The following is a 19,725-nucleotide window of genomic DNA, read 5'->3' on the forward strand; positions in this document are numbered from 1 at the left end:
TGCTGCCAAACCCCGGTCGCGGCCGACGCCACGCATACTGACCGCCCGGTCATCTGGCCGACGGCTTCGATCGCGGTTAAGTTGGGGGAGTGAGATCTGAGCCGCACGTCCTCGGCATCGTCCTCGCAGGCGGCGAAGGCAAGCGTCTGTACCCGCTGACGATGGACCGCGCCAAACCTGCGGTGCCCTTCGGCGGTGCCTACCGACTCATCGACTTCGTGCTGTCCAACCTGGTCAATGCCGGTTACGAGCGCATTTGCGTGCTGACACAGTACAAGTCGCATTCGCTGGACCGGCACATCTCGCAGACCTGGTGGACGTCGGGATTCCACGGCGAGTACATCACCCCGGTGCCGGCCCAGCAGCGACTCGGACCACGCTGGTACACCGGCAGTGCCGATGCGATCTTCCAGTCGATGAACCTCATCACCGACGAACGACCCGAGTACATCGTCGTCTTCGGAGCCGATCACGTGTACCGGATGGATCCGTCGCAGATGGTGGCCGCGCACATCGAATCCGGCGCCGACGTCACGGTGGCCGGGATCCGCGTGCCCCGAGCGGAGGCGGTGGCCTTCGGCTGCATCGACTCCGACGAGAGCGGGAAGATCACCCGCTTCCTGGAGAAGCCGGCCGATCCGCCCGGCACGCCGGACGATCCCGACGTGACGTTCGCGTCGATGGGCAACTATGTGTTCACCACCGAGGCGCTGGTCGACGCGCTGCGCGCCGACGCCGCCGACTCGGACTCCGACCACGACATGGGCGGTGACATCATCCCGGCCTTCGTGCGCCGGAACACCGCCTTCGTCTACGACTTCAAGGACAACCAGGTACCCGGTGCCACCGAACGCGACACCGGTTACTGGCGCGACGTCGGAACACTGGATGCGTTCTACGAGGCGCACATGGACCTGGTGTCGGTCCACCCGATCTTCAACCTCTACAACGGCCGCTGGCCCATCCGCGGCGAGACCCACAACCTGCCGCCCGCCAAGTTCGTCCAGGGCGGGGTCGCGGAGGACTCCGTGGTCGGTTCCGGATGCATCATCTCCGCCGGCACGGTGCGCAACTCCGTGCTCTCGTCGAACGTCATCGTCGAGGACGGCGCGGTGGTCGAGGGCAGCGTGCTGATGCCCGGCGTGCGCGTCGGCAAGGGCGCGGTGGTCCGCAAGGCCATCCTCGACAAGAACGTCGTGGTCGGTGACGGCGAGCAGCTCGGTGTCGATCTCGAGGCCGACCGCGAACGGTTCTCGGTGAGCGCCGGCGGTGTGGTCACCGTCGGCAAGAACATCCAGGTTTAGCGCCGCCGCCCGTCGCGTAGGGCCGCGTCGATGAGCGTCGCGATGTCGTCTCCGGCGTCGTCCGGAAGCGCGTCGACCGGCCACCAGCGGAGGTCCACGGACTCGTCACTGCATACGACGCGGGGGAGTTCGCCGTCGGGCGTCGGGGCGGCGACCACCCGGTAGCGGACGTCGAGGTGGCGGGTGGGGACTCCCAAGGAGCAGGTGATCGGGTGGGTGTGGAGGTGGACCATCCCGTCACCGGCGAGCGTGGGGTCGGCGGTGTCGAGCACGAGTTCGGGCATGCCCGACTCTTCTCGCGCCTCGCGCAGCGCCGCGCCGGCGAGGGAATCGTCGGAGGGTTCGCAGTGACCGCCGAGCTGTATCCACTTCCCGACGCGGGGGTGCAGGGTCAGCAGAACGTGTCGGCGCGTCGCGTCGAAGACGATCGCCGAACCCGTCAGATGTCCTGGTGCGCAGGCCCGAAGACACCCGTCCGGGGACGCGGCGAGGAACGCGAGATATGCGTGACGCAGGGAGTCCTGGGCGGGATCGGGTGTCTCCCACCGTGTCAGGGCCTCGACGGCGGAGGCGTGCAGCGACTCGGCGGTCACAGTTCGACGACCCACTCCGCGGTGGGGGCGGGGTCGCGCAACCCGGCCGGTTCGAGCGGATGTCCGATGGCGACGGCCCCCAGCGGTTCCCAACTCGAATCCAGATCGAGGACGCGGCGCACCGTCGGCGCGGCGAAGATGGTCGACCCGACCCAGCAGCTGCCGATGTCGCGGACCGCCAGCGCGGTGAGCAGGGTGGCGACCGCCCCGCCCGCGGCCACGGTGAACATCGTGTGCTCGGCGGCGTTGCGACGATCATCGGGGTAGTCGTGGGCGCCCTCGGGTACGAGGAACGGGATCACCAGTTCCGGGGCGTCGTAGAGGATCTGCCCGCGTCGAAGTCGCTTCTCGATGGATTCGGCTGTCTTCGAGTCCGATTCGAGGTCGGTGCGCCAGTCGCGCGTCATCGCGTCGAGCAGTTCGCGGCGTCGCGAGGCGGAACGCATCCACACGAAGCGGACCGGATGTGTGTGGTGGGGTGCCGGGGCGGTGAGCGCCTCGGCGAGGGCGTCGCGCAGCTCCGCCGGGTCGACGGGCCGGTCGGCGAAGGTGCGCACCGAACGCCGGGTGCGGATGGCCTCTCGGCGGCCCTGTGCGATCGCCTCTTCGGTCCCGAGGCGGAACAGGTCCTCGTCGTAGGGACGGATGAGGTCGGCGGCGGTGGTGCCGTCGTCGGCCGGAGCGAACCCGCGGACGACGGCGACGGGGACGGCGGCGAGCTTGCCCTTGACGAGGTCTGCCGCGGCGGCGAGTTCGTCGGCCACCGCTATCTCGGTGACGATCAACGGATTCCCGTAGTCGTCGACGCCGCCCTCGTATGGGTGGGTCACGGCGATGCCGGCCGCGCCGATGGCAACGTCGGTCTGTCCGGTCCGCCAGGCCCGACCCATCGTGTCGGTGATGATCACCGCGACGTCGAGGCCGGCGGCGTCGGCGATGGCACGCCGCAGTGACGCCGCACTGCGGTCGGGGTTCTCCGGCAGGAGTGCCAGCTGATCGCTGCGCACATTCGAGCCGTCGATCCCGGCCGCGGCCTGCACCAGGCCGAGACGGTTCTCGGTGATCAGGGTTCGGTTCTTACGGGCCAGGACGCGCACCGATTCGGCGTCGACGAGGCGACGACGCAGTGCGTCCCGCTCCTCGGGATCGCTGGGCGCATCGACCATCCGCCCTTCGGCCTTGGAGATGATCTTGCTGGTGACCACCAGCACGTCGCCGGACTCGAGCCAGGGTGCGGCGCCGAGGATCTCGCCCGCGACGTCGGAGTCGGCGGTGAACTCGGGCAGGCCGGTCACCGGCCGGATCTCGAGATGTCCCGGTGCGCGGTGGTCGGGGCGAGCGGTCACTGCACGCCCTTGTTGGTCTCGGGCAGCGGTACGTCGACGAGCGCGCAGGCCGCACGCACCATCTGCGCGGTGGCCGCGGGGTCGGTCATGAGCAGCGGTGCGGTACCGACGGCGATGCCGTCGACAGCGGCGTGGTCGCCGTCGGCGATGAGCCAACCGTCGAGAATCCCGTTGCCGCTGCGGGCGCCGTAGTGTCCGGCGATCCCCTGTGCCGAGGACTCGACCTCGATCACGGACAGGCATTCGTCGGCCATGCCGCGCAGGGGACGGTTGTCGATGACCGGTGAGATCCCGACCACCGGGGCCTTGGTCTGGCGCAGCGCGCTGCGCATCCCGGGAACACTGACGATGGCGCCGATGCTCACGACCGGGTTCGACGGCGCGAGGAGGATGACATCGGCGTCGGCGATCGCGTCGAGGACGCCGGGTGCCGGCGCCGTGTCGTCCGAACCGACCTGCGCGAAGCCGAAGGTGGGGATCTGCGCGCGATGGCGTACCCACCATTCCTGGAAGTGGATCGCGACCCGTTCGCCGTCCTCGCCGTCGGGTTTGGCGACCACGACGTGGGTTTCGTGACGATCGTCGGTGACGGGCAGGAGCCGCACCCCGGGGACCCAGCGCCGGCACAGGGCGGCCGTGACGTCGGACAGCCGGTACCCGGCGTCGAGCATCTGGGTCCGGATGAGGTGGGTCGCGAGATCGCGATCGCCGAGGCCGAACCAATCCGGGTCGGCCCCGTAGGCGGCGAGTTCCTCTTTCGCGCGCCAGGATTCGTCGCGCCGACCCCACCCGCGTTCGGGATCGATCCCGCCCCCGAGTGTGTACATACAGGTGTCGAGGTCGGGGCAGATGCGGACGCCGTGCATCCAGGCGTCGTCGCCCACGTTCACGATGGCGGTGATCTCGTGCTCGGTCGCCGGGGCGCCGGACGCGTCGTCCTGGGGGGCCGGGAACGCCGTCGGGCCGAACAATTCGCGCAGACCGAGGAGGAATCGTGCCCCTCCGACGCCCCCGACGAGTACGGTCACCTTCACAGCAGGTACTCCTTCACACCGCCACTGTAGTGCGCGGTGCGAGTCGGCGGTCAGGCGCTGTCGGTGCGGTGCGGATGGTTTCGACCCGTGCCGGGTTCGGTGTGACATTCACGTCGGGTTGAGGTCAATGTCGTGTCGAGTCACAGGGTTGTCGGATCCTGGTGGTAAACAGAGAATCTTTGACTTCAACTTGACCGGGACCGCCTTGGGCGTGTGTAATCACATCAGTGTCATTCCGAGTTTGAGATCGAGAACCTTCGGATCGAAAACCGCTGGACTTCAACGGATTCGATCGTATGTTCGAACTCGGGTGAGGGTCGGTTCCGGCACTTCGCGGGCCGTCGCTCGGGCGCTGTGTACGTCTGATGTGGGTGTTTCCACATCCGTAGTACAAGTGGTGTGGCAACAGTGGTGGGTGCGGCACACAGGCCGTGTTCGCAGAGGACGCAGAAACTACCAACATCCCGAGCTAGGAGGCGCCGACGATGGCTTTGGAAAACCCGATCGGCAATCCGCTTGAACCACAGAACCGCCCGCAATTCACCGCCGAATTCAACACCCTTGGCCCCGTTGATGATTCGATGATCGGCGGCACCGCCGCCGCGTCGGCCATCGGTATCGGGACCGACTTCGGGTCGCCGCACGGGCCCGTCGCCGACGAGGCCGAGCCGGGTCGTCGTCATCTTTCGTTGGTGCCCAACGACTTCGACGATCTCTTCGACGCCGTCGAAGAGCAGTGGCAGGACCGTGCCCTGTGTGCGCAGACCGACCCCGAGGCGTTCTTCCCGGAAAAGGGTGGGTCGACACGTGAGGCCAAGCGGATCTGCCAGGGCTGCGAGGTCAAGTCCGAATGCCTCGAGTACGCCCTGCACAACGACGAACGCTTCGGCATCTGGGGCGGCCTGTCGGAGCGTGAGCGCCGGCGTCTCAAGCGCGGCATCATCTGACCGGCGTCACCATCTGACCGGACGGCTCGCGACGGAGTCGTCCCCACCGATCATCGACCGCGGATCACTCTGGTCCGCGGTCGATCGTGTCTTCGTCGACGCCCAGATGCGTCGCCACCTGTTGCACGAGTACCTCGTGGATCAGATCCAGCAACTCGGTGCCCTTCTTGGCCCGGGACTCCAGTGGCCGGCGGAACAGGATGATCTGCGCCCGCGTCGGTGCGCCGTTCACATCCATCCCGGCCGGGATCAGCCGTGCGAGCGGCACCGCACCGTCGGCGGTCACCTCGTCGGGCCACTCGACCGTCTCGGGGTCACGTGGCAGGAGCCGGGGGATCTCGTCGACGGCGATGTCGAGTCCGGCGATCTGGTCATGCCACTGCGCGTCGATCTCGGCGAACGCCTCCAGGGCGACCGCGTCGAATTCATCGGACCGGCTGTTGTGGGCGGGCACGCCCTGTGGCAGCAACGGCGAGCGCAGTCCCCGTCCGCGACGATCGCGGTGACGACCCGTCCGCCGACGACCGCGGCGCGCCTCCGGCAGGCCGGAGGAGCCACGTGGAGTCGGCTTCGGGTCGATACGCATGGCGAGAGTGTAGGAGGTCGGACGAGTCCGTGTCTCCTCCGGTCACTGCGTGTCTGCTCCGGCGGTCCGGGTCTTCGCCGGCCGCCCGCCCGGTGAGCGTGTCGCCGACGCGGTTGCGAGCGACGAGGGCTAATCTCGTCACGTGAAGCTTCCCCGACTGTGCTGCCGACCCGGCTGCGCCCGATCCGCGGTGGCTACCCTGACCTTCGTCTACGCCGAGTCGACCGCGGTGATCGGTCCGCTCGCGACGTCGCAGGAGCCGCACTCGTGGGACCTGTGCGACGATCACGCCCGCCGGATCACCGTCCCGCGCGGCTGGGAGATGCTGCGCAGCGAGCGGGGATTCTCCGCGCCGCCGGCCGAGGATCAAGAGCTGACCGCGCTCGCCGAGGCGGTTCGGGAAGCCGGAGCCGTCGCCGGCGGTGGACGCCCGCGGTACGTCGACCGCAGTCCGATCGACGCCCTCGACGCCTTCGAGGACACCGCGTTCGTCGAGGCCCATCGCGATGCCGTGGACGACCGTCGGACGGGTCGGCACCGCGCCGGCCCGGTCGATGCACCGTCGCAGCCGGCCGGGGCCCCGCGACACCAGACCCGGCCGCGCCCGGGGCGCCGCGGACACCTGCGGGTACTGCCGGACCCGGTCGACTGACCGGTCACCACCGCGCGGGGGGCGTGGACCACACAGACACTGTGCCGAGTACGTGCGCGCCGACTCCGCGACCTGGCTACCCTGGTGACATGCGAACCGGTTCCCCCGACCTCGACGACGCCGAGGAGCTGATCTCGGCCGATGTCGACGGTTTGCTGAGAGCGGTCGCGCTCGCCGGCGCACAGGTGCGCGCCGTCGCCGAAGCGGTGCGCGAAGGCGTGCTCGCCCCGCTCGCGGACCTGCGTCCCCGTAGCGTCATCGTGGTCCACGGTTCCAGCGGCGTCTCCCATCGGGCGACCGACTTCGCGGTGGCCACGCTCGGGGCCCGGGTGGACGTCCCGGTGGTCAGTGGTCCGGTGTTGCCCGGGTGGATCGGCCCGCTCGACGTCGTGATCGTCGCCGGCGACGATGCCGGGGACATGGCGCTCGCCGACGCCGCCGCGCGGGCGTTACGCCGGCGGGCCGAGGTCGTGGTGGTCGCCCCCGTGGCCGGGCCTCTTCGAGATGCGCTGGGCGGCAACGGGATCAACCTTGCGCCGCGGTTCGACATCGAACCCCGCTTCCGCTTCGTGGGGTTCGCCGCCGCGCTGCTCGCGGTGTTCGGTGCGCTGACCCAGGTCCGGTTCACCGGGAGCGTGCCCGCACTCGACGACCTCGCCGACGCACTCGACGACGAGGCCTCGACCGGACACCCGGCCCGCGACGCCTTCCACAATCGCGCCAAATCGCTGGCGCTGCGCGTCCGGGGCCGCCCCACCGTCTGGACGGCGGACAGCCCGGCCGGCGCGGCCATCGCCCGGCATGCCGTCGCCGGGCTCGTCGGACTCTCCGGGATCGTCAGCGCCGCAGCCGAACTCACGGACGTCTCGCGAATGGTGCAGTTGCTCGGGTCGCGCTCGGATGTCGCACCGAGTGCGGACTCGATCTTCTACGACCCCGACTTCGACGGACCGCCGGCAGCTCCCGCGCCGCGTGTCCAGGTCGTCTCGACGGGGCGGCGGGAATGGTTCACGCGTCAGCGGATCACCGGTCTCGGCGAGGTCGATCTCCTCGTCGGAATCGATCGTGCGCAAGAGACTTCGGCCGCCGGGGGCGCGGACGGCCGCGAGTGGGAGGACCGGCGTCCGGCGCCGGGTGAGGATCCGGTGGCCGACGGCCCGGGGGATGTACTGGATTTCCTGATCGTGGCACTACGGGTCGAGATGGCGGCGGTGTACCTCCGCCTGGTTGGGAACGCGTTGCAATGAGGATCATCGACGGAGTGGTGCGGCCATACGCCTGGGGGTCGCGGACCGCGATCGCGTCCATGCAGGGTAGGTCCGTGCCGTCGGCGCACCCGGAGGCGGAGCTGTGGTTCGGGTCCCATCCCGCGGGGTCGGCTCGGTGCGTCGATGTCGCCGGGATCGAGCAGGATCTCGTCGACGTGATCGACGCGGATCCGATCGGTACGCTCGGCGCGGCAAGCACGGCGGCTTTCGGCGAGCGTCTGCCGTTCCTCCTGAAGGTGCTCGCCGCCGAGGAACCGCTGTCCCTGCAGGCACATCCGTCCGCCGAACAGGCCCGGGCAGGATTCGAACGCGAGAACTCCCGCGGTGTCGCGCTCGAAGCCCGCGACCGCAACTACCGCGATCCATGGCACAAGCCCGAACTGATCGTCGCGACGACCCCGTTCGACGCCCTGGCCGGCTTCCGTCGACCGGAGGACACCATTCGGTTGCTCCGCGCACTGCAGGTCAGTGAGCTCGACCCCTATCTGGGGATGCTCGCGGGGCAGCCGGACTCGGAGGGGCTGCGGGCGCTCTTCACGACGTGGCTGACGCTGCCCGAGTCGCTGCTCCGTCAGCTGGTCCCGGCGGTACTCGCCGGCGCGGTCACCGTGCTGAGCGCGGGTGAGACGGAGTTCGTCGCCGAACTGCGGACGGTGTGTGAACTCGGGGAGGCCTACCCGAACGATCCCGGTGTCCTGGCATCGTTGCTGCTCAACAACATTCACCTTGAACCCGGGCAGGGTCTCTATCTGTCCGCGGGCAACCTGCACGCCTACCTCCGCGGTACGGGCGTGGAGATCATGGCGAACTCCGACAACGTGCTGCGGGGCGGACTGACGCCCAAACACATCGACGTTCCCGAGTTGTTGCGCGTCCTCGACTTCACCCCGGTCGATGTCTCGGACCTGACCCCGCAGATCCGGACCGTCGGCGCCGAGCGCGTGTACCTCACCCCCGCTCCCGAATTCCGGCTGTCGCGTGTCGAACTCGACGGGACGGGCCTCCACCACGCCTCGTCGATCTGCTTCGACATGCCGGGCCCGCAGATCCTCGCCGTGCTCAGCGGCGCGGTGGAGGTCCGACCGGCGGGTGGGAACCCGCTCACCGTGACGGCCGGACGGGCGGTGTGGATCACCGACGACGACCCGGACGTCATCGTCCGCGCGGCGTCGGCTCGTGCGGTCTTCTACCGCGCGCTGGTGCCGGCCGCGGTCTCGGCGCAACCCGACCCGACCTCATCGGTGGCGTCCGCGTCCGAATGATGTCAGTCCGTCAGCGCCGGACCGGAGTAGCCGCAGCGGTGCCCGCGGGTTCGGGGTAGCCGCCGATCAGGTTCCATTCGTCGGGGGTCGCGACCATGGTGACCAGGATCGGCCGCCCGCCGGTGTCGAGTGCGATGTCCTGTGGCGTACGCGGATTCTGACGCAGCGCGACGGTGGCGCCGTCGGCGGGTTCGCCGAGGCCCGGTGCGACGACGATCATCCGCGTGGTGTCGGGTTGTGGGGAAGGTGGCGCCACACCGTCGACGATGACCAGGCCGGGGCCGGGGCGCGCCGGGGTGCGGTCGCCCGAGAGTGACAGCGCGCTCGGATCGCCCACGGCGGTGACCACCGGGGTCCACCGGTGCGGGCGGTCGGTGTGCACGCGCACCGCGGCACCGACCGCGACTGCGCGGAGAGCGATCTGGGCCACGACGTGAATGCCCGCGGCGACCGAGACCGTGGAGATACCGGGTCCGACGAGCCGGGTGGCGACCGCGCGGCCGGCGTGATCGGCGCCGATGAGCTGGCCGCAACCGCCTGCCGGGATACGCGCCGAGGCGAGGAACGCCTCCGCCTCCGAACCCGTGAGTGCGGGTATGGCCCGGTCGAGCCGGGTCGGCGTCGAGATGGGGAGACTCGCTGCGAGAGCGTCGAACTGGCGGCCGTCGAGGGGGATCAGGCCCGCGGGCCATCCACCGAGTGCGCGCCTCGCGGCGGGGAACTCGTTGACGCGGACGATCCCGGACACCTCGACCGTCGTGCGATCGCCGCGACGCCTGCCCTCGGTGACTCGTGGGCACAACTTCACGGTGACGGTCGTCGAGACCGCGGAGTTGACCCAGATGCCGCGCAGCACGTCGGTCAGGGCGGCCGGTTCGACGGCGGCGCTGCGCATCCGCAGACCGGCGACGCCGACCGAGTCGCGTTCCTCGGCGAGCGAGTCGAGGCTCGCGCCCTCGATGAGCTGCGCCGTGATGGCGGTGATCTGTGCCGCCGACAGGATGGTCGTCGACAAGCCGTGTTCGGCGAGCCTCTTGGCGACGCGGCGGGTGGTCACCGTCGCGGTGCGCAGTGCACCGGTCGCGCCGCCCCCGCGGCGGGCGACGGCGTCGGCGCAGTCGAGGGGATTGAGCCGGAGGACGACCAGCACCGACCGTTGGGCCGTCGCCGACAGCGGGCCCAGGGTGCGGTCGTAGGTGTCCGGCGCGATGCCCGAACCCCACACGCGCACACCGTGACTGATGACCTCGATGGAGCTGAGCCGGATGTCGTAGGGACTGATGCACTCGGCCAGGACGCCGAGGGGCACCACCTGGCCCGATTCGTCGCCGAGTTCGCTGTGGCCCGGGGTCAGGTAGGTGACGGCCGGGCTGCCCGGGTCCACCCGGACGACGGTGACCAGGGTGTCGCCGACCCACCTCGCGCCGATGGTCGTCGGAGCCGATGTCCGCCGTGCGGTGGCGTGGGTGCTGGGGGCGGGCAGCGGTATGTCGAACGGGGCCGGGGCGAGATCGCCGTGGTCGCGGCGCATCCGCGACCAGGAGAACGACAGATTCGCCACGATTCGACCGAACACCGACGGCCGGCCGCCGACCCGCACCAGACCTGCGGAGACGACCGCGGCCACGCCGAGTGCGGTTGCACCCCAGACGCTGCCGGACACCACCCAGACGACGAGTCCGAGCGCCAGCACCGCCTCGATCACGACGAGTGTGGGCAGTGCCATCCCACGCCTGTTCCGCTCCACGGTTGCGACCCCCTCGATCACCGCTGCCGACTGCCGCGTGCCGTCCACCGAGAGTGTGCACAAGCGGTGGAGCCCCACACGTCAGGGGCATGTTTGTCGGCTAGGCTACTACCGCGCGGCAGGGGGTATGCCGCAGTAGATCACAACCCGCTCGCCGCCGGAGAAGGTCCGACGCCGCGGCCCGGGTGCGGACAGGGGGAGCCGTGGCACGTCAGCTGACGACCAAAGCCCAGGTCAACGGCTACCGTTTCCTGATCAAGAGGCTCGAGCACGCGCTGGTACGACGCGACGTCCGGATGTTGCACGATCCCATGCGTTCACAGTTGCAGGCGCTCGTGGTCGGGACCGTCCTCGGCTTGCTGGTCCTCGGCGGGTGTGGAATCTGGGGCCTGATCCGGCCGCAGGGGTCCGTCGGCGACGCCACGATCATCGTCAGCAAGAACAGCGGCAGCACCTACGTCCTGATCGAGGACACCCTGCATCCCGTCCTCAATCTGGCCTCGGCGCGGCTGGTGACGGGTAGCTCGGAGTCGCCGACCTCGGTCGGGGACAACAAGCTCAAGCCGTACCCGCGCGGACCCCTGTTGGGCATCCCGGGTGCGCCGGCGGCACTGCCGAAGTCGTCGCACCCGGACTCCTCCACCTGGACGGTCTGCGATTCGTCGACCGTGTCGGAGGCGCCGGTCGAGTCGATCGAGCAGACCGTCATCGCCGAGACGCCGCGTCTGGGTGACGCGATCGGGACGGCGAACCCCGCCGACGCCGTGCTCGTCGACGGCGGGGACCAGACCTTCCTGGTGTATCAGCTGTTCCGGGACGGTGTCTGGAGTCCGGTCCGTGCCGCCGTCGACACCGAGAGCGCGCCCGTCATGCGGGCTCTCGGTCTCGAGGGGGCCACGCCCCGGCAGATGTCCACCGGCCTGCTCAACACCTTCCCACTGGTCGATCCGCTTGCCGTGCCGGAGATCTCGGGTGCCGGCCAGCCCGGGGCAGTCGACGGCGCGAGTGTCGGCAGTGTCGTCAAGTCGGTCGGTGTCGACGACACGACGTCCTATCACCTGGTGCTGCGCGACGGGGTGCAGGAGATCAGCGCCCCGACCGCCGAACTCATGCGGCTGGCCGACTCCGACGCAGCTCCGGTGACGACCGTCGCCCCGGGGCAGCTCGCTGCGCTGAGAACCGTGGAGTCGGAACCCGTCTCGGACTTTCCCGAAGTCGCGCCGACGCTGCTGGACGTGGGCGGCGATCCGACGCTGTGCCGCACCTGGACCCGCGGGACGGGGGAGCCGCGCGCACAGACGACGTTGCTCGCGGGGCGTGAACTGCCGCTCGCGTCGGACGCGGTGCCGGTCCGGCTGACGTCGTCCGATGGTGCCGGACCGAACCTCGACGCGGTCTACATGCCGCCCGGCTCGGGTGAGTATCTGCAGGTGACCGGCAACGAGGCGGACAGCTCGCGCACCGAATCGCTGTTCTACGTCAACGATTCGGGTGTGCGGTTCGGCGTGCCGGACTTCGAGGCCGGCGGCATCCTCGGGCTCGGGGATTCACCGTCCCGCGCGCCGTGGTCGGTGGTGTCGCTGCTGGCGCCCGGGCCGACCCTCTCGCGCGAGAACGCCCTCGTCGCGCACGACGGCCTGGAGACCGCACGACTCGACGCCGGCGCGGAGCACACCGAACGACCCTCGACCGGCGGATGATCGACGGCGCTCCCGCCGCGGCCCTACGTGAGCGGGCCGCCGACGATGTTGCCGACGATCCCGCGGATGACGTTGGTGCCGTCCTCGGATCGCAGTTCCTCGTACCAGGCCGCGGTCGCCTCCGGGTCCTTGCCGTGCGTGACGTCGCAGCGCTTGCGTGCGCGGAGCACGAGGTCGGCGGCCCGTTCGGTGCGTGACGCCTCATAGGTCGTGAGGGCCGCGTGCAGGTCGTCGGGGTGATCACGGAAGGCGAACTGCAGGGCGATCGCATCTTCCATCGCCGAACAACCACCCTGCCCGATGTCGGGGGTGGTGTTGTGTGCGGCGTCGCCGAGTAGTGCTACATGTCCCCGGACCCAGGTGTGGAACGGATCGATGTCGAGGATCTCGACGCGGTTGGTGGTCGCGGGATCCAGTGTCTCGATGAGCTTCTGGACGCCGGGCGCCCATCCGGCGAACTCCTCGGCGAGCACCTCGCGTGCGGTTCCACGTTCGAACGGAACCCCTTCAGGCATGGTCACGTCGAAGAAGAAGTAGAACCGGTTGCCCGCCACCGGCATCACCGATACCCGACGCGAATCGCCCACGTAGGTGGTCCATTCGGTGGCCGGTCCGATCTCCTCGTCGATCGGGACGAGTCCGTTGAAGTTCACGTACCCCGCGTAACGACGCTCGACCGCGTGACCGAGCACATGGTCGCGGGCAAGCGATCTCGCACCGTCGGCGGCGATGACGACATCACCCTGGGCAGTGGTGCCGTCGGCGAATTCGACAGTGGCGCCGTCCGGACCGTCGTGGACGGCGACCATCTTCTTGCCGAACCGGATCTCGTCGTGGCCGAAGGCGTTCATGAGCATGAGCTGGAGTTCGGCGCGTGCGATCGGGTAAGGACGTTGCCCGACCTCGTCGATGAGCGGTGCCATGCTGAAGCGGCACATCGTCTCTCCGGTGAATGCGTCGATGTAGCTCATCGAATCGACGATGCCGCCCAGCGCGGCGGTCTCGGCTTCGAGGCCGAGGTGGTTCAGGCACTTGACCCCGTTGGACCACACCGAGATCGCCGCGCCGACGGGGCGGTTCTCGGTGACCTGCTCGTATATCTCGACCTCGTGCCCGAGCTGTCGCAACGCGATGCCCGCCGAGGTCCCGCCCATACCGGCGCCGATGATCACAGCTTTCACAGGAACCCAGGCTAGGTGTCCGCGAGCCGCGGCGCGCGGCGAGTACGCCGGACACCTCGCCGCCTGACCCGCCGCCGCGAGGACGTCGTGACCGGGATGGACCCGACGGGTCAGGACCGGTCGTGTCCGGTGACGAGCGCGGTGACCATGTCCTGCCACTGATGGGTGATCGTCTCGAGGTCGAGCCCGACGTCCACCAACAGGTAGCGGACCGAACTCGCCGAGAGCGGCGCCTGGACAGTGAGGGCCAGGAAATCCAGCGCGCCGTCGAAACCCAACTGGCGCAACAGGATCTGCACATGCTGGGTGGACGTTCGGGCCACCGGGTGACTCATGAAGTCCTCGGCGCCGGCGCCGGCCTCCAGCAGGATGTCGAGGTGGTCGGCGGTGAGCTTGAGGCGAGCGCGACCGTAGGCGAGGAGTCGGTCGAGCGGGGGAGCGCCGGGACCCAGCGGCTCCGGACCGGACAGATACGCCTGCTGGATCTCGGACTCGCTGTGGTCGAGGAGAGCGAGCATGAGCCCGGTCCGGCTGCCGAAGCGACGGAACACTGTGCCCTTGCCCACACCCGCTTCGCGGGCAACCGCCTCCATCGTCACCGCGGCCGCACCGTGGTGATCGATGAGGTTCTTGGCGGCAGCCAGCAGCAGACGCCGGTTACGTGCGGCGTCGGCACGTTCGGTCCCCGAAGAATTGAGCGAGATGTGGAGTGGGGAGTGTTCGGGCCCGTTTGGCACGTGATGAGCGTAACTCTTGACCAGATGCGGAATGAATCGGACCCTGGTCCGGTTAGAGCATGTCGTAGACAAGGTCGCGTGGACTTCCACGGACTCCTGTGCCATCGAGAGGAATCACATGTCGGAACGAGTCGTCGAACTGGTCGCGCTGGTCGGAAGCCTGCGTACGGCCTCGGTCAACCGCCAGCTCGCCCACCTGGCCGCGGACAATGCGCCGTCGGGAGTCTCCATCACGGTCGTCGACAATCTCGGCTCGCTGCCGTTCTACAGCGAGGACATCGACATCGAGGAGCAGCTCGACCCAGCCGTGGCGAACCTGCGCCAGATCGTCGGCGCCGCCGACGGCGTGCTGATCGCGACCCCCGAGTACAACGGCACCATCCCCGCCGCACTCAAGAACGCCATCGACTGGTTGTCGCGGCCCTACGGCACCGGCGCGCTCACGGGCAAGCCCGTCGCGGTGCTGAGCGCGGCCCTCGGCCAGTACGGCGGCGCGTGGACCCGTGAGGACACCCGTAAGTCGGTCGGCATCGCCGGCGGTCGCGCGATCGCGGAAGCCGACCTCGGTCTGCAGCTCGCGGCACTGCCCGAGGCCGGCCTGGATTCTCCGGAGGTCGTCGAGAAGGTCGTCGCGTCCGTCACCCGGCTCGTCGACGAGGTCGCTGTCAGCGCCTGACCCGCACCAACGTCCCGACGCCGCGCCCGGCCCTTGCCCGGCGCGGCGTCGTCGTGTCCGGGGGTGCCGGCGTCGGGCCGCGAGTGCGACCGGGGGCGGATGTGGATGGTCGGTGGACATGTTGTGGACCGCCTCGGGACAGCCTGTGAACGACACGCCGGACACGCGGAGGACACGCGGGGGATTTGTGATCGTGCACCGCTCCGACCTGCATGTCTTCCATCAATGTTATTCACAAGCAATTGTGGTGACCAGAAATGTCAGCCACTAGGTGTAGTGTTTGAGCTACCAGTCAGGCAGACGACGAGAAGCAGTTCGACTCCTCGGAGAAAGCCACCACGATGGTGATCCAGGTCACCATCTTCACGCTGGGAAACCGCACGTCACTGGCGATTCCTACGACCCGAGGAGTACCTCCGAATGTCTATCACCGTCTACACGAAGCCGGCCTGCGTCCAGTGCAATGCCACCTACAAGGCCCTCGACAAGCAGGGTCTGTCCTATGAGATCGTCGACATCAGCGAAGATGCCGAGGCGCGTGACTACGTGATGGCGCTCGGCTACCTGCAGGCACCCGTCGTGGTTGCCGGTGACGCGCACTGGTCGGGCTTCCGTCCCGACCGCATCAAGGCACTCGCCACCGCCGCTGCCTGATCTGCCGTCACCATCACGGTGACATCGCCCGCCCGACCGGCGGTGCAGAGGCGATCCGACGGGGAAGCCGGATCACATCGCATCGCGAGGTCATCGAGGAAATGGTCACGCCGCTCACGGCGTTGACACCGACAGTGCCGGGCCGGACACGGCCGGCGAGATCACGAGAACTACCGGCTGGAGGAGACATGGCGGCAGAATCGCCGTTGATCGTGTATTTCTCCTCCGTCTCGGAGAACACCCACCGGTTCGTCGAGAAACTGGACATGCGCGCCGTGCGCATCCCGGTCCTCGATCGGACCGGTGTTTTCCGTGTCGACGAGCCGTATGTCCTGGTCTGCCCGACCTACGGCGGGGGCAAGGCGACGGGGCAACCCGGCGGCTACGTTCCCAAGCAGGTCATCCGCTTCCTCAACGACGAACACAATCGGTCATCGATCAGGGGGGTGATCGCGGCGGGTAACACGAACTTCGGCGAGGAGTTCTGTTACGCCGGCGATGTCATCGCACGGAAGTGCCACGTCCCCTACCTCTACCGGTTCGAATTGATGGGCACCTCCGACGATGTCGACCGCGTCCGCGCGGGACTCGCCGAATTCGCCCAGAGTCCGGCGTTCGCGGCGAGCGTGTCGCTCAGCGCCTCGCCCGCCTGACCTGCGGATTCCGCTCGATCAGGCTTTGTCGTACCCCTCCCATACTCTGGCCGCACCGGCCCTCGGTAACAGCCACCACTACCCGCAGGAGTCATCTGTCGTGTCGCCCACCGCCGCCGTCTCGGACACCACTTCAGCCAGCAAGTCGGGTGTGCACCCCGGGCCCTCGGGACACGACCCGGGCGAGCTCGACTACCACGCCCTCAATGCGATGCTCAACCTGTACGACGCCGAGGGCAAGATCCAGTTCGACAAGGATCGCGAAGCCGCGAACCAGTACTTCCTGCAGCACGTCAACCAGAACACGGTCTTCTTCCACGATCTCGACGAGAAGCTCGACTACCTCGTCGAGGAGAACTACTACGAGCCCGAGGTCCTTGCGAAGTACGACCGCGAGTTCGTCAAGAGCCTCTTCGGGCACGCCTACAGCAAGAAGTTCCGTTTCCCGACCTTCCTCGGGGCGTTCAAGTACTACACGAGCTACACGCTCAAGACGTTCGACGGCAAGCGGTACCTGGAGCGTTTCGAGGATCGCGTGTGCATGGTGGCGCTGACCCTGGCCGACGGCGACACGGCCCTCGCGCGCAACCTCACCGACGAGATCATCGACGGCCGGTTCCAGCCGGCGACGCCGACCTTCCTCAACTCCGGCAAGAAGCAGCGCGGCGAACCCGTCTCGTGCTTCCTGCTGCGTATCGAGGACAACATGGAGTCGATCGGCCGGTCGATCAACTCGGCCTTGCAGCTCTCCAAGCGCGGCGGCGGAGTTGCCTTGCTGCTCAGCAACATCCGTGAGCACGGTGCGCCGATCAAGAAGATCGAGAACCAGAGTTCGGGTGTCATCCCGATCATGAAGCTGCTGGAGGACTCCTTCTCCTACGCCAACCAGCTCGGTGCCCGGCAGGGCGCGGGCGCGGTGTACCTGCACGCACACCACCCCGACATCTATCGCTTCCTCGACACCAAGCGCGAGAACGCGGACGAGAAGATCCGTATCAAGACCCTGTCGCTTGGTGTGGTCATCCCGGACATCACGTTCGAGCTGGCCAAGGCCAACGACGACATGTACCTGTTCAGTCCGTACGACGTCGAACGTGTCTACGGCGTACCGTTCGCCGACGTCAACGTGACGGACAAGTACCACGAGATGGTCGAGGACCGTCGCATCCGCAAGACCAAGATCAAGGCGCGCGAGTTCTTCCAGACCCTCGCCGAGCTGCAGTTCGAGTCGGGATACCCGTACATCATGTTCGAGGACACGGTGAACCGGGCCAACCCGATCGACGGCAAGATCACGCACTCCAATCTGTGCTCGGAGATCCTGCAGGTGTCGACGCCGTCGACCTTCAACGACGACCTGTCCTATGCCGAAGTGGGCAAGGACATCTCGTGCAACCTGGGTTCGCTGAACATTGCCAAGACGATGGATTCGCCCGACATCGGCCAGACCATCGAGACCGCGATCCGTGGCCTCACCGCGGTGAGCGACCAGACCACGATCACGTCGGTGCCCTCGATCGAGCACGGCAACAATCAGTCCCACGCCATCGGCCTGGGGCAGATGAACCTGCACGGATACCTGGCGCGTGAGCGGGTCTTCTACGGCAGCGAAGAAGGCATCGACTTCACGAACATCTACTTCTACACGGTGCTCTATCACGCGCTGCGCGCGTCGAACCGGATCGCCGCCGAGCGCGGCCGGGCGTTCACCGGCTTCGAGAAGTCGAAGTACGCGAGCGGTGAGTTCTTCGACAAGTACACCGAGAAGGTGTGGGAGCCGGCGACCCAGAAGGTGCGAGACCTGTTCGGGCAGGCCGGGATCGCCATTCCGACCCAGGACGACTGGCGCGAGCTGAAGGCCGCCGTCCAGCGTGACGGCATCTACAACCAGAACCTGCAGGCCGTCCCGCCGACCGGTTCGATCAGCTACATCAACCACTCGACCAGTTCGATCCACCCGGTCGCCGCCAAGATCGAGATCCGCAAGGAAGGCAAGATCGGCCGCGTCTACTACCCGGCGCCGTACATGACGAACGACAACCTGGAGTACTACCAGGACGCGTACGAGATCGGGTACGAGAAGATCATCGACACCTACGCCGCGGCCACGCAGCACGTCGATCAGGGCCTCAGCCTGACTCTCTTCTTCAAGGACACCGCCACCACCCGCGACGTCAACAAGGCGCAGATCTACGCATGGCGCAAGGGCATCAAGACGCTCTACTACATCCGCCTGCGCCAGATCGCGCTCGAGGGGACCGAGGTGGAGGGTTGCGTCAGCTGCATGTTGTGATCTGCTGCGAGGCAACATCTTTCAGGACTTCCAGACTCCAATTGACCAGTTAGACGAGGAAAAGTCATGACCTCCACCCAAAGCCACAGCCCCGCCGACGGAGCGCCCATCAAGCTGGTCAGCCGGGTCTCGGCGATCAACTGGAACCGCGTACCCGACGAGAAAGACGCCGAGGTGTGGGATCGCCTCACCGGCAACTTCTGGTTACCCGAAAAGGTGCCGGTGTCCAACGACATCCCGTCGTGGGGCACGCTCACCGAATACGAGAAGCAGCTCACCATGCGGGTGTTCACCGGTCTCACCCTGCTCGACACCATCCAGGGCACGGTCGGCGCGGTGTCGCTGATCCCGGACGCCACCACTCCGCACGAGGAGGCGGTGCTCACCAACATCGCCTTCATGGAGTCGGTGCACGCCAAGAGCTACAGCTCGATCTTCTCCACTCTGTGCTCCACCAAGGAGATCGATGAGGCGTTCCGCTGGTCGGAGGAGAACGAGCAGCTGCAGCGCAAGGCGCAGATCGTCATGGATTACTACCGTGGCGACGACCCGCTGAAGCGCAAGGTCGCCTCGACGCTGCTCGAGTCGTTCCTGTTCTACTCCGGCTTCTACCTGCCGATGTACTGGTCCAGCCGCGCGAAGCTCACCAACACCGCCGACCTGATCCGCCTGATCATCCGCGACGAAGCGGTGCACGGGTACTACATCGGCTACAAGTATCAGCGTGGACTCGAGGTCGAGACCCCGGAGCGTCGTCAGGAGCTCAAGGACTACACCTTCGAGTTGCTGTTCGAGCTGTACGACAACGAGAGTGACTACACCGAGGCGCTCTACGACGAGGTCGGGCTCAGCGAGGACGTCAAGAAGTTCCTGCGCTACAACGCGAACAAGGCCCTGATGAACCTGGGCTACGAGGCGATGTTCCCGCGCGACGAGACCGACGTGAACCCGGCGATCCTGTCGGCGCTGTCGCCCAACGCCGACGAGAACCACGACTTCTTCTCCGGGTCGGGCAGTTCCTACGTCATCGGCAAGGCCGTCAACACCGAGGACGAGGACTGGGACTTCTAGACCCACCGAGGATTTCGTAGC

At 67.8% G+C, this 19,725-nt stretch carries 18 protein-coding genes; 11 read left to right on the top strand and 7 right to left on the bottom strand.

Annotated features, from left to right (window positions below; all coding sequences use genetic code 11):
* Window positions 1-89: 89 nt before the first annotated feature.
* On the top strand, window positions 90-1,304 hold the full coding sequence (gene glgC / locus AS181_RS16000; protein ID WP_058252535.1) for a glucose-1-phosphate adenylyltransferase: 1,215 nt from the start codon (window positions 90-92) through the stop codon (window positions 1,302-1,304).
* Here glgC and AS181_RS16005 read toward each other — a convergent pair.
* Genes AS181_RS16005 through cofD form a run of 3 tightly spaced genes read right to left on the bottom strand, consistent with a single transcriptional unit; the run spans window position 1,301 to window position 4,277 of the window.
* Window positions 1,301-1,897: an NUDIX hydrolase gene (locus AS181_RS16005; RefSeq protein ID WP_058252536.1), complete on the bottom strand. Its 597-nt coding sequence runs from the start codon at window positions 1,895-1,897 to the stop codon at window positions 1,301-1,303. The two genes, glgC and AS181_RS16005, sit on opposite strands and share 4 nt — an antisense overlap.
* Window positions 1,894-3,243, bottom strand: a complete 1,350-nt coding sequence (locus AS181_RS16010) for a coenzyme F420-0:L-glutamate ligase (RefSeq protein WP_058252537.1) — start codon at window positions 3,241-3,243, stop codon at window positions 1,894-1,896. Before AS181_RS16010 ends, AS181_RS16005 begins: the two co-directional genes overlap by 4 nt.
* Window positions 3,240-4,277 carry a 2-phospho-L-lactate transferase gene (gene cofD / locus AS181_RS16015; RefSeq protein ID WP_058252538.1) on the bottom strand — a complete coding sequence of 346 codons (1,038 nt, stop codon included), beginning with the start codon at window positions 4,275-4,277 and terminating at the stop codon, window positions 3,240-3,242. Before cofD ends, AS181_RS16010 begins: the two co-directional genes overlap by 4 nt.
* 689 nt (window positions 4,278-4,966) lie before the next feature.
* On the opposite strand from cofD, the gene AS181_RS25175 reads away from it, so the two are divergent.
* Window positions 4,967-5,224 (top strand): WhiB family transcriptional regulator, encoded by a 258-nt coding sequence (locus AS181_RS25175; protein WP_171011557.1) that lies wholly within the window; start codon window positions 4,967-4,969, stop codon window positions 5,222-5,224.
* Between the two features lie 64 nt (window positions 5,225-5,288).
* On the opposite strand, the gene AS181_RS16025 is transcribed toward AS181_RS25175, so the two are convergent.
* The gene (locus AS181_RS16025) at window positions 5,289-5,810 is read right to left on the bottom strand and encodes a metallopeptidase family protein (RefSeq protein ID WP_058252540.1); all 522 of its coding nucleotides are present in this window, start codon (window positions 5,808-5,810) and stop codon (window positions 5,289-5,291) included.
* Between the two features lie 142 nt (window positions 5,811-5,952).
* Here AS181_RS16025 and AS181_RS16030 point away from each other — a divergent pair, with 142 nt between their 5' ends.
* From AS181_RS16030 to manA, 3 genes are all read left to right on the top strand, one after another.
* Window positions 5,953-6,462 (top strand): DUF3499 domain-containing protein, encoded by a 510-nt coding sequence (locus tag AS181_RS16030; protein ID WP_171011554.1) that lies wholly within the window; start codon window positions 5,953-5,955, stop codon window positions 6,460-6,462.
* 89 nt (window positions 6,463-6,551) lie between these two features.
* Window positions 6,552-7,709 (top strand): hypothetical protein, encoded by a 1,158-nt coding sequence (locus AS181_RS16035; RefSeq protein WP_058252542.1) that lies wholly within the window; start codon window positions 6,552-6,554, stop codon window positions 7,707-7,709.
* Entirely contained in the window at window positions 7,706-8,992 is a 1,287-nt protein-coding gene (gene manA / locus AS181_RS16040) for a mannose-6-phosphate isomerase, class I (RefSeq protein WP_058252543.1), read from the top strand. Before AS181_RS16035 ends, manA begins: the two co-directional genes overlap by 4 nt.
* 10 nt (window positions 8,993-9,002) lie before the next feature.
* Here the strand turns inward: manA and eccE are convergent, their stop codons facing one another.
* Window positions 9,003-10,718: a type VII secretion protein EccE gene (eccE, locus tag AS181_RS16045; RefSeq protein ID WP_231742495.1), complete on the bottom strand. Its 1,716-nt coding sequence runs from the start codon at window positions 10,716-10,718 to the stop codon at window positions 9,003-9,005.
* 224 nt (window positions 10,719-10,942) lie between these two features.
* Here eccE and eccB point away from each other — a divergent pair, with 224 nt between their 5' ends.
* Window positions 10,943-12,439: a type VII secretion protein EccB gene (gene eccB / locus AS181_RS16050; protein ID WP_058252544.1), complete on the top strand. Its 1,497-nt coding sequence runs from the start codon at window positions 10,943-10,945 to the stop codon at window positions 12,437-12,439.
* A gap of 23 nt (window positions 12,440-12,462) precedes the next feature.
* Here eccB and hpxO read toward each other — a convergent pair whose 3' ends face one another.
* A complete protein-coding gene (gene hpxO / locus AS181_RS16055; RefSeq protein WP_058252545.1) occupies window positions 12,463-13,620 on the bottom strand; it encodes an FAD-dependent urate hydroxylase HpxO in 1,158 nt (385 codons plus the stop codon).
* A 110-nt stretch (window positions 13,621-13,730) separates the two neighbouring features.
* The gene (locus AS181_RS16060; RefSeq protein ID WP_058252546.1) at window positions 13,731-14,357 is read right to left on the bottom strand and encodes a TetR/AcrR family transcriptional regulator; all 627 of its coding nucleotides are present in this window, start codon (window positions 14,355-14,357) and stop codon (window positions 13,731-13,733) included.
* Between the two features lie 118 nt (window positions 14,358-14,475).
* On the opposite strand from AS181_RS16060, the gene AS181_RS16065 reads away from it, so the two are divergent.
* The 5 genes from AS181_RS16065 (at window position 14,476) to nrdF (ending at window position 19,704) form a co-directional block, all read left to right on the top strand.
* Window positions 14,476-15,033, top strand: coding sequence for an NAD(P)H-dependent oxidoreductase (locus AS181_RS16065; protein WP_055475908.1), 558 nt, complete (start codon window positions 14,476-14,478; stop codon window positions 15,031-15,033).
* 420 nt (window positions 15,034-15,453) lie between these two features.
* Window positions 15,454-15,687: a redoxin NrdH gene (locus AS181_RS16070; RefSeq protein ID WP_004019249.1), complete on the top strand. Its 234-nt coding sequence runs from the start codon at window positions 15,454-15,456 to the stop codon at window positions 15,685-15,687.
* 188 nt (window positions 15,688-15,875) lie between these two features.
* Window positions 15,876-16,340 carry a class Ib ribonucleoside-diphosphate reductase assembly flavoprotein NrdI gene (gene nrdI / locus AS181_RS16075; RefSeq protein ID WP_055475910.1) on the top strand — a complete coding sequence of 155 codons (465 nt, stop codon included), beginning with the start codon at window positions 15,876-15,878 and terminating at the stop codon, window positions 16,338-16,340.
* Window positions 16,341-16,440: 100 nt separating this feature from the next.
* Complete coding sequence (gene nrdE, locus AS181_RS16080; RefSeq protein WP_058252547.1) at window positions 16,441-18,633, top strand: class 1b ribonucleoside-diphosphate reductase subunit alpha; 2,193 nt, start codon at window positions 16,441-16,443, stop codon at window positions 18,631-18,633.
* Window positions 18,634-18,699: 66 nt separating this feature from the next.
* Window positions 18,700-19,704 (top strand): class 1b ribonucleoside-diphosphate reductase subunit beta, encoded by a 1,005-nt coding sequence (nrdF, locus tag AS181_RS16085; RefSeq protein WP_058252548.1) that lies wholly within the window; start codon window positions 18,700-18,702, stop codon window positions 19,702-19,704.
* Window positions 19,705-19,725: the final 21 nt, after the last annotated feature.

This window comes from Gordonia sp. SGD-V-85 (assembly GCF_001456905.1).
In the GTDB taxonomy this organism is placed as follows: Bacteria; Actinomycetota; Actinomycetes; order Mycobacteriales; family Mycobacteriaceae; genus Gordonia; species Gordonia hongkongensis.

Bases quoted from the DNA above. Each gene is read 5' to 3' on its own strand.
- AS181_RS16035 (WP_058252542.1), top strand. From the start codon at position 6,552: ATGCGAACCGGTTCCCCCGACCTCGACGACGCCGAGGAGCTGATCTCG.
- AS181_RS16025 (WP_058252540.1), bottom strand. From the start codon at position 5,810: ATGCGTATCGACCCGAAGCCGACTCCACGTGGCTCCTCCGGCCTGCCG.
- nrdI (WP_055475910.1), top strand. From the start codon at position 15,876: ATGGCGGCAGAATCGCCGTTGATCGTGTATTTCTCCTCCGTCTCGGAG.
- nrdF (WP_058252548.1), top strand. From the start codon at position 18,700: ATGACCTCCACCCAAAGCCACAGCCCCGCCGACGGAGCGCCCATCAAG.
- manA (WP_058252543.1), top strand. From the start codon at position 7,706: ATGAGGATCATCGACGGAGTGGTGCGGCCATACGCCTGGGGGTCGCGG.
- eccE (WP_231742495.1), bottom strand. From the start codon at position 10,718: ATGGCACTGCCCACACTCGTCGTGATCGAGGCGGTGCTGGCGCTCGGA.
- AS181_RS16070 (WP_004019249.1), top strand. From the start codon at position 15,454: ATGTCTATCACCGTCTACACGAAGCCGGCCTGCGTCCAGTGCAATGCC.
- AS181_RS16065 (WP_055475908.1), top strand. From the start codon at position 14,476: ATGTCGGAACGAGTCGTCGAACTGGTCGCGCTGGTCGGAAGCCTGCGT.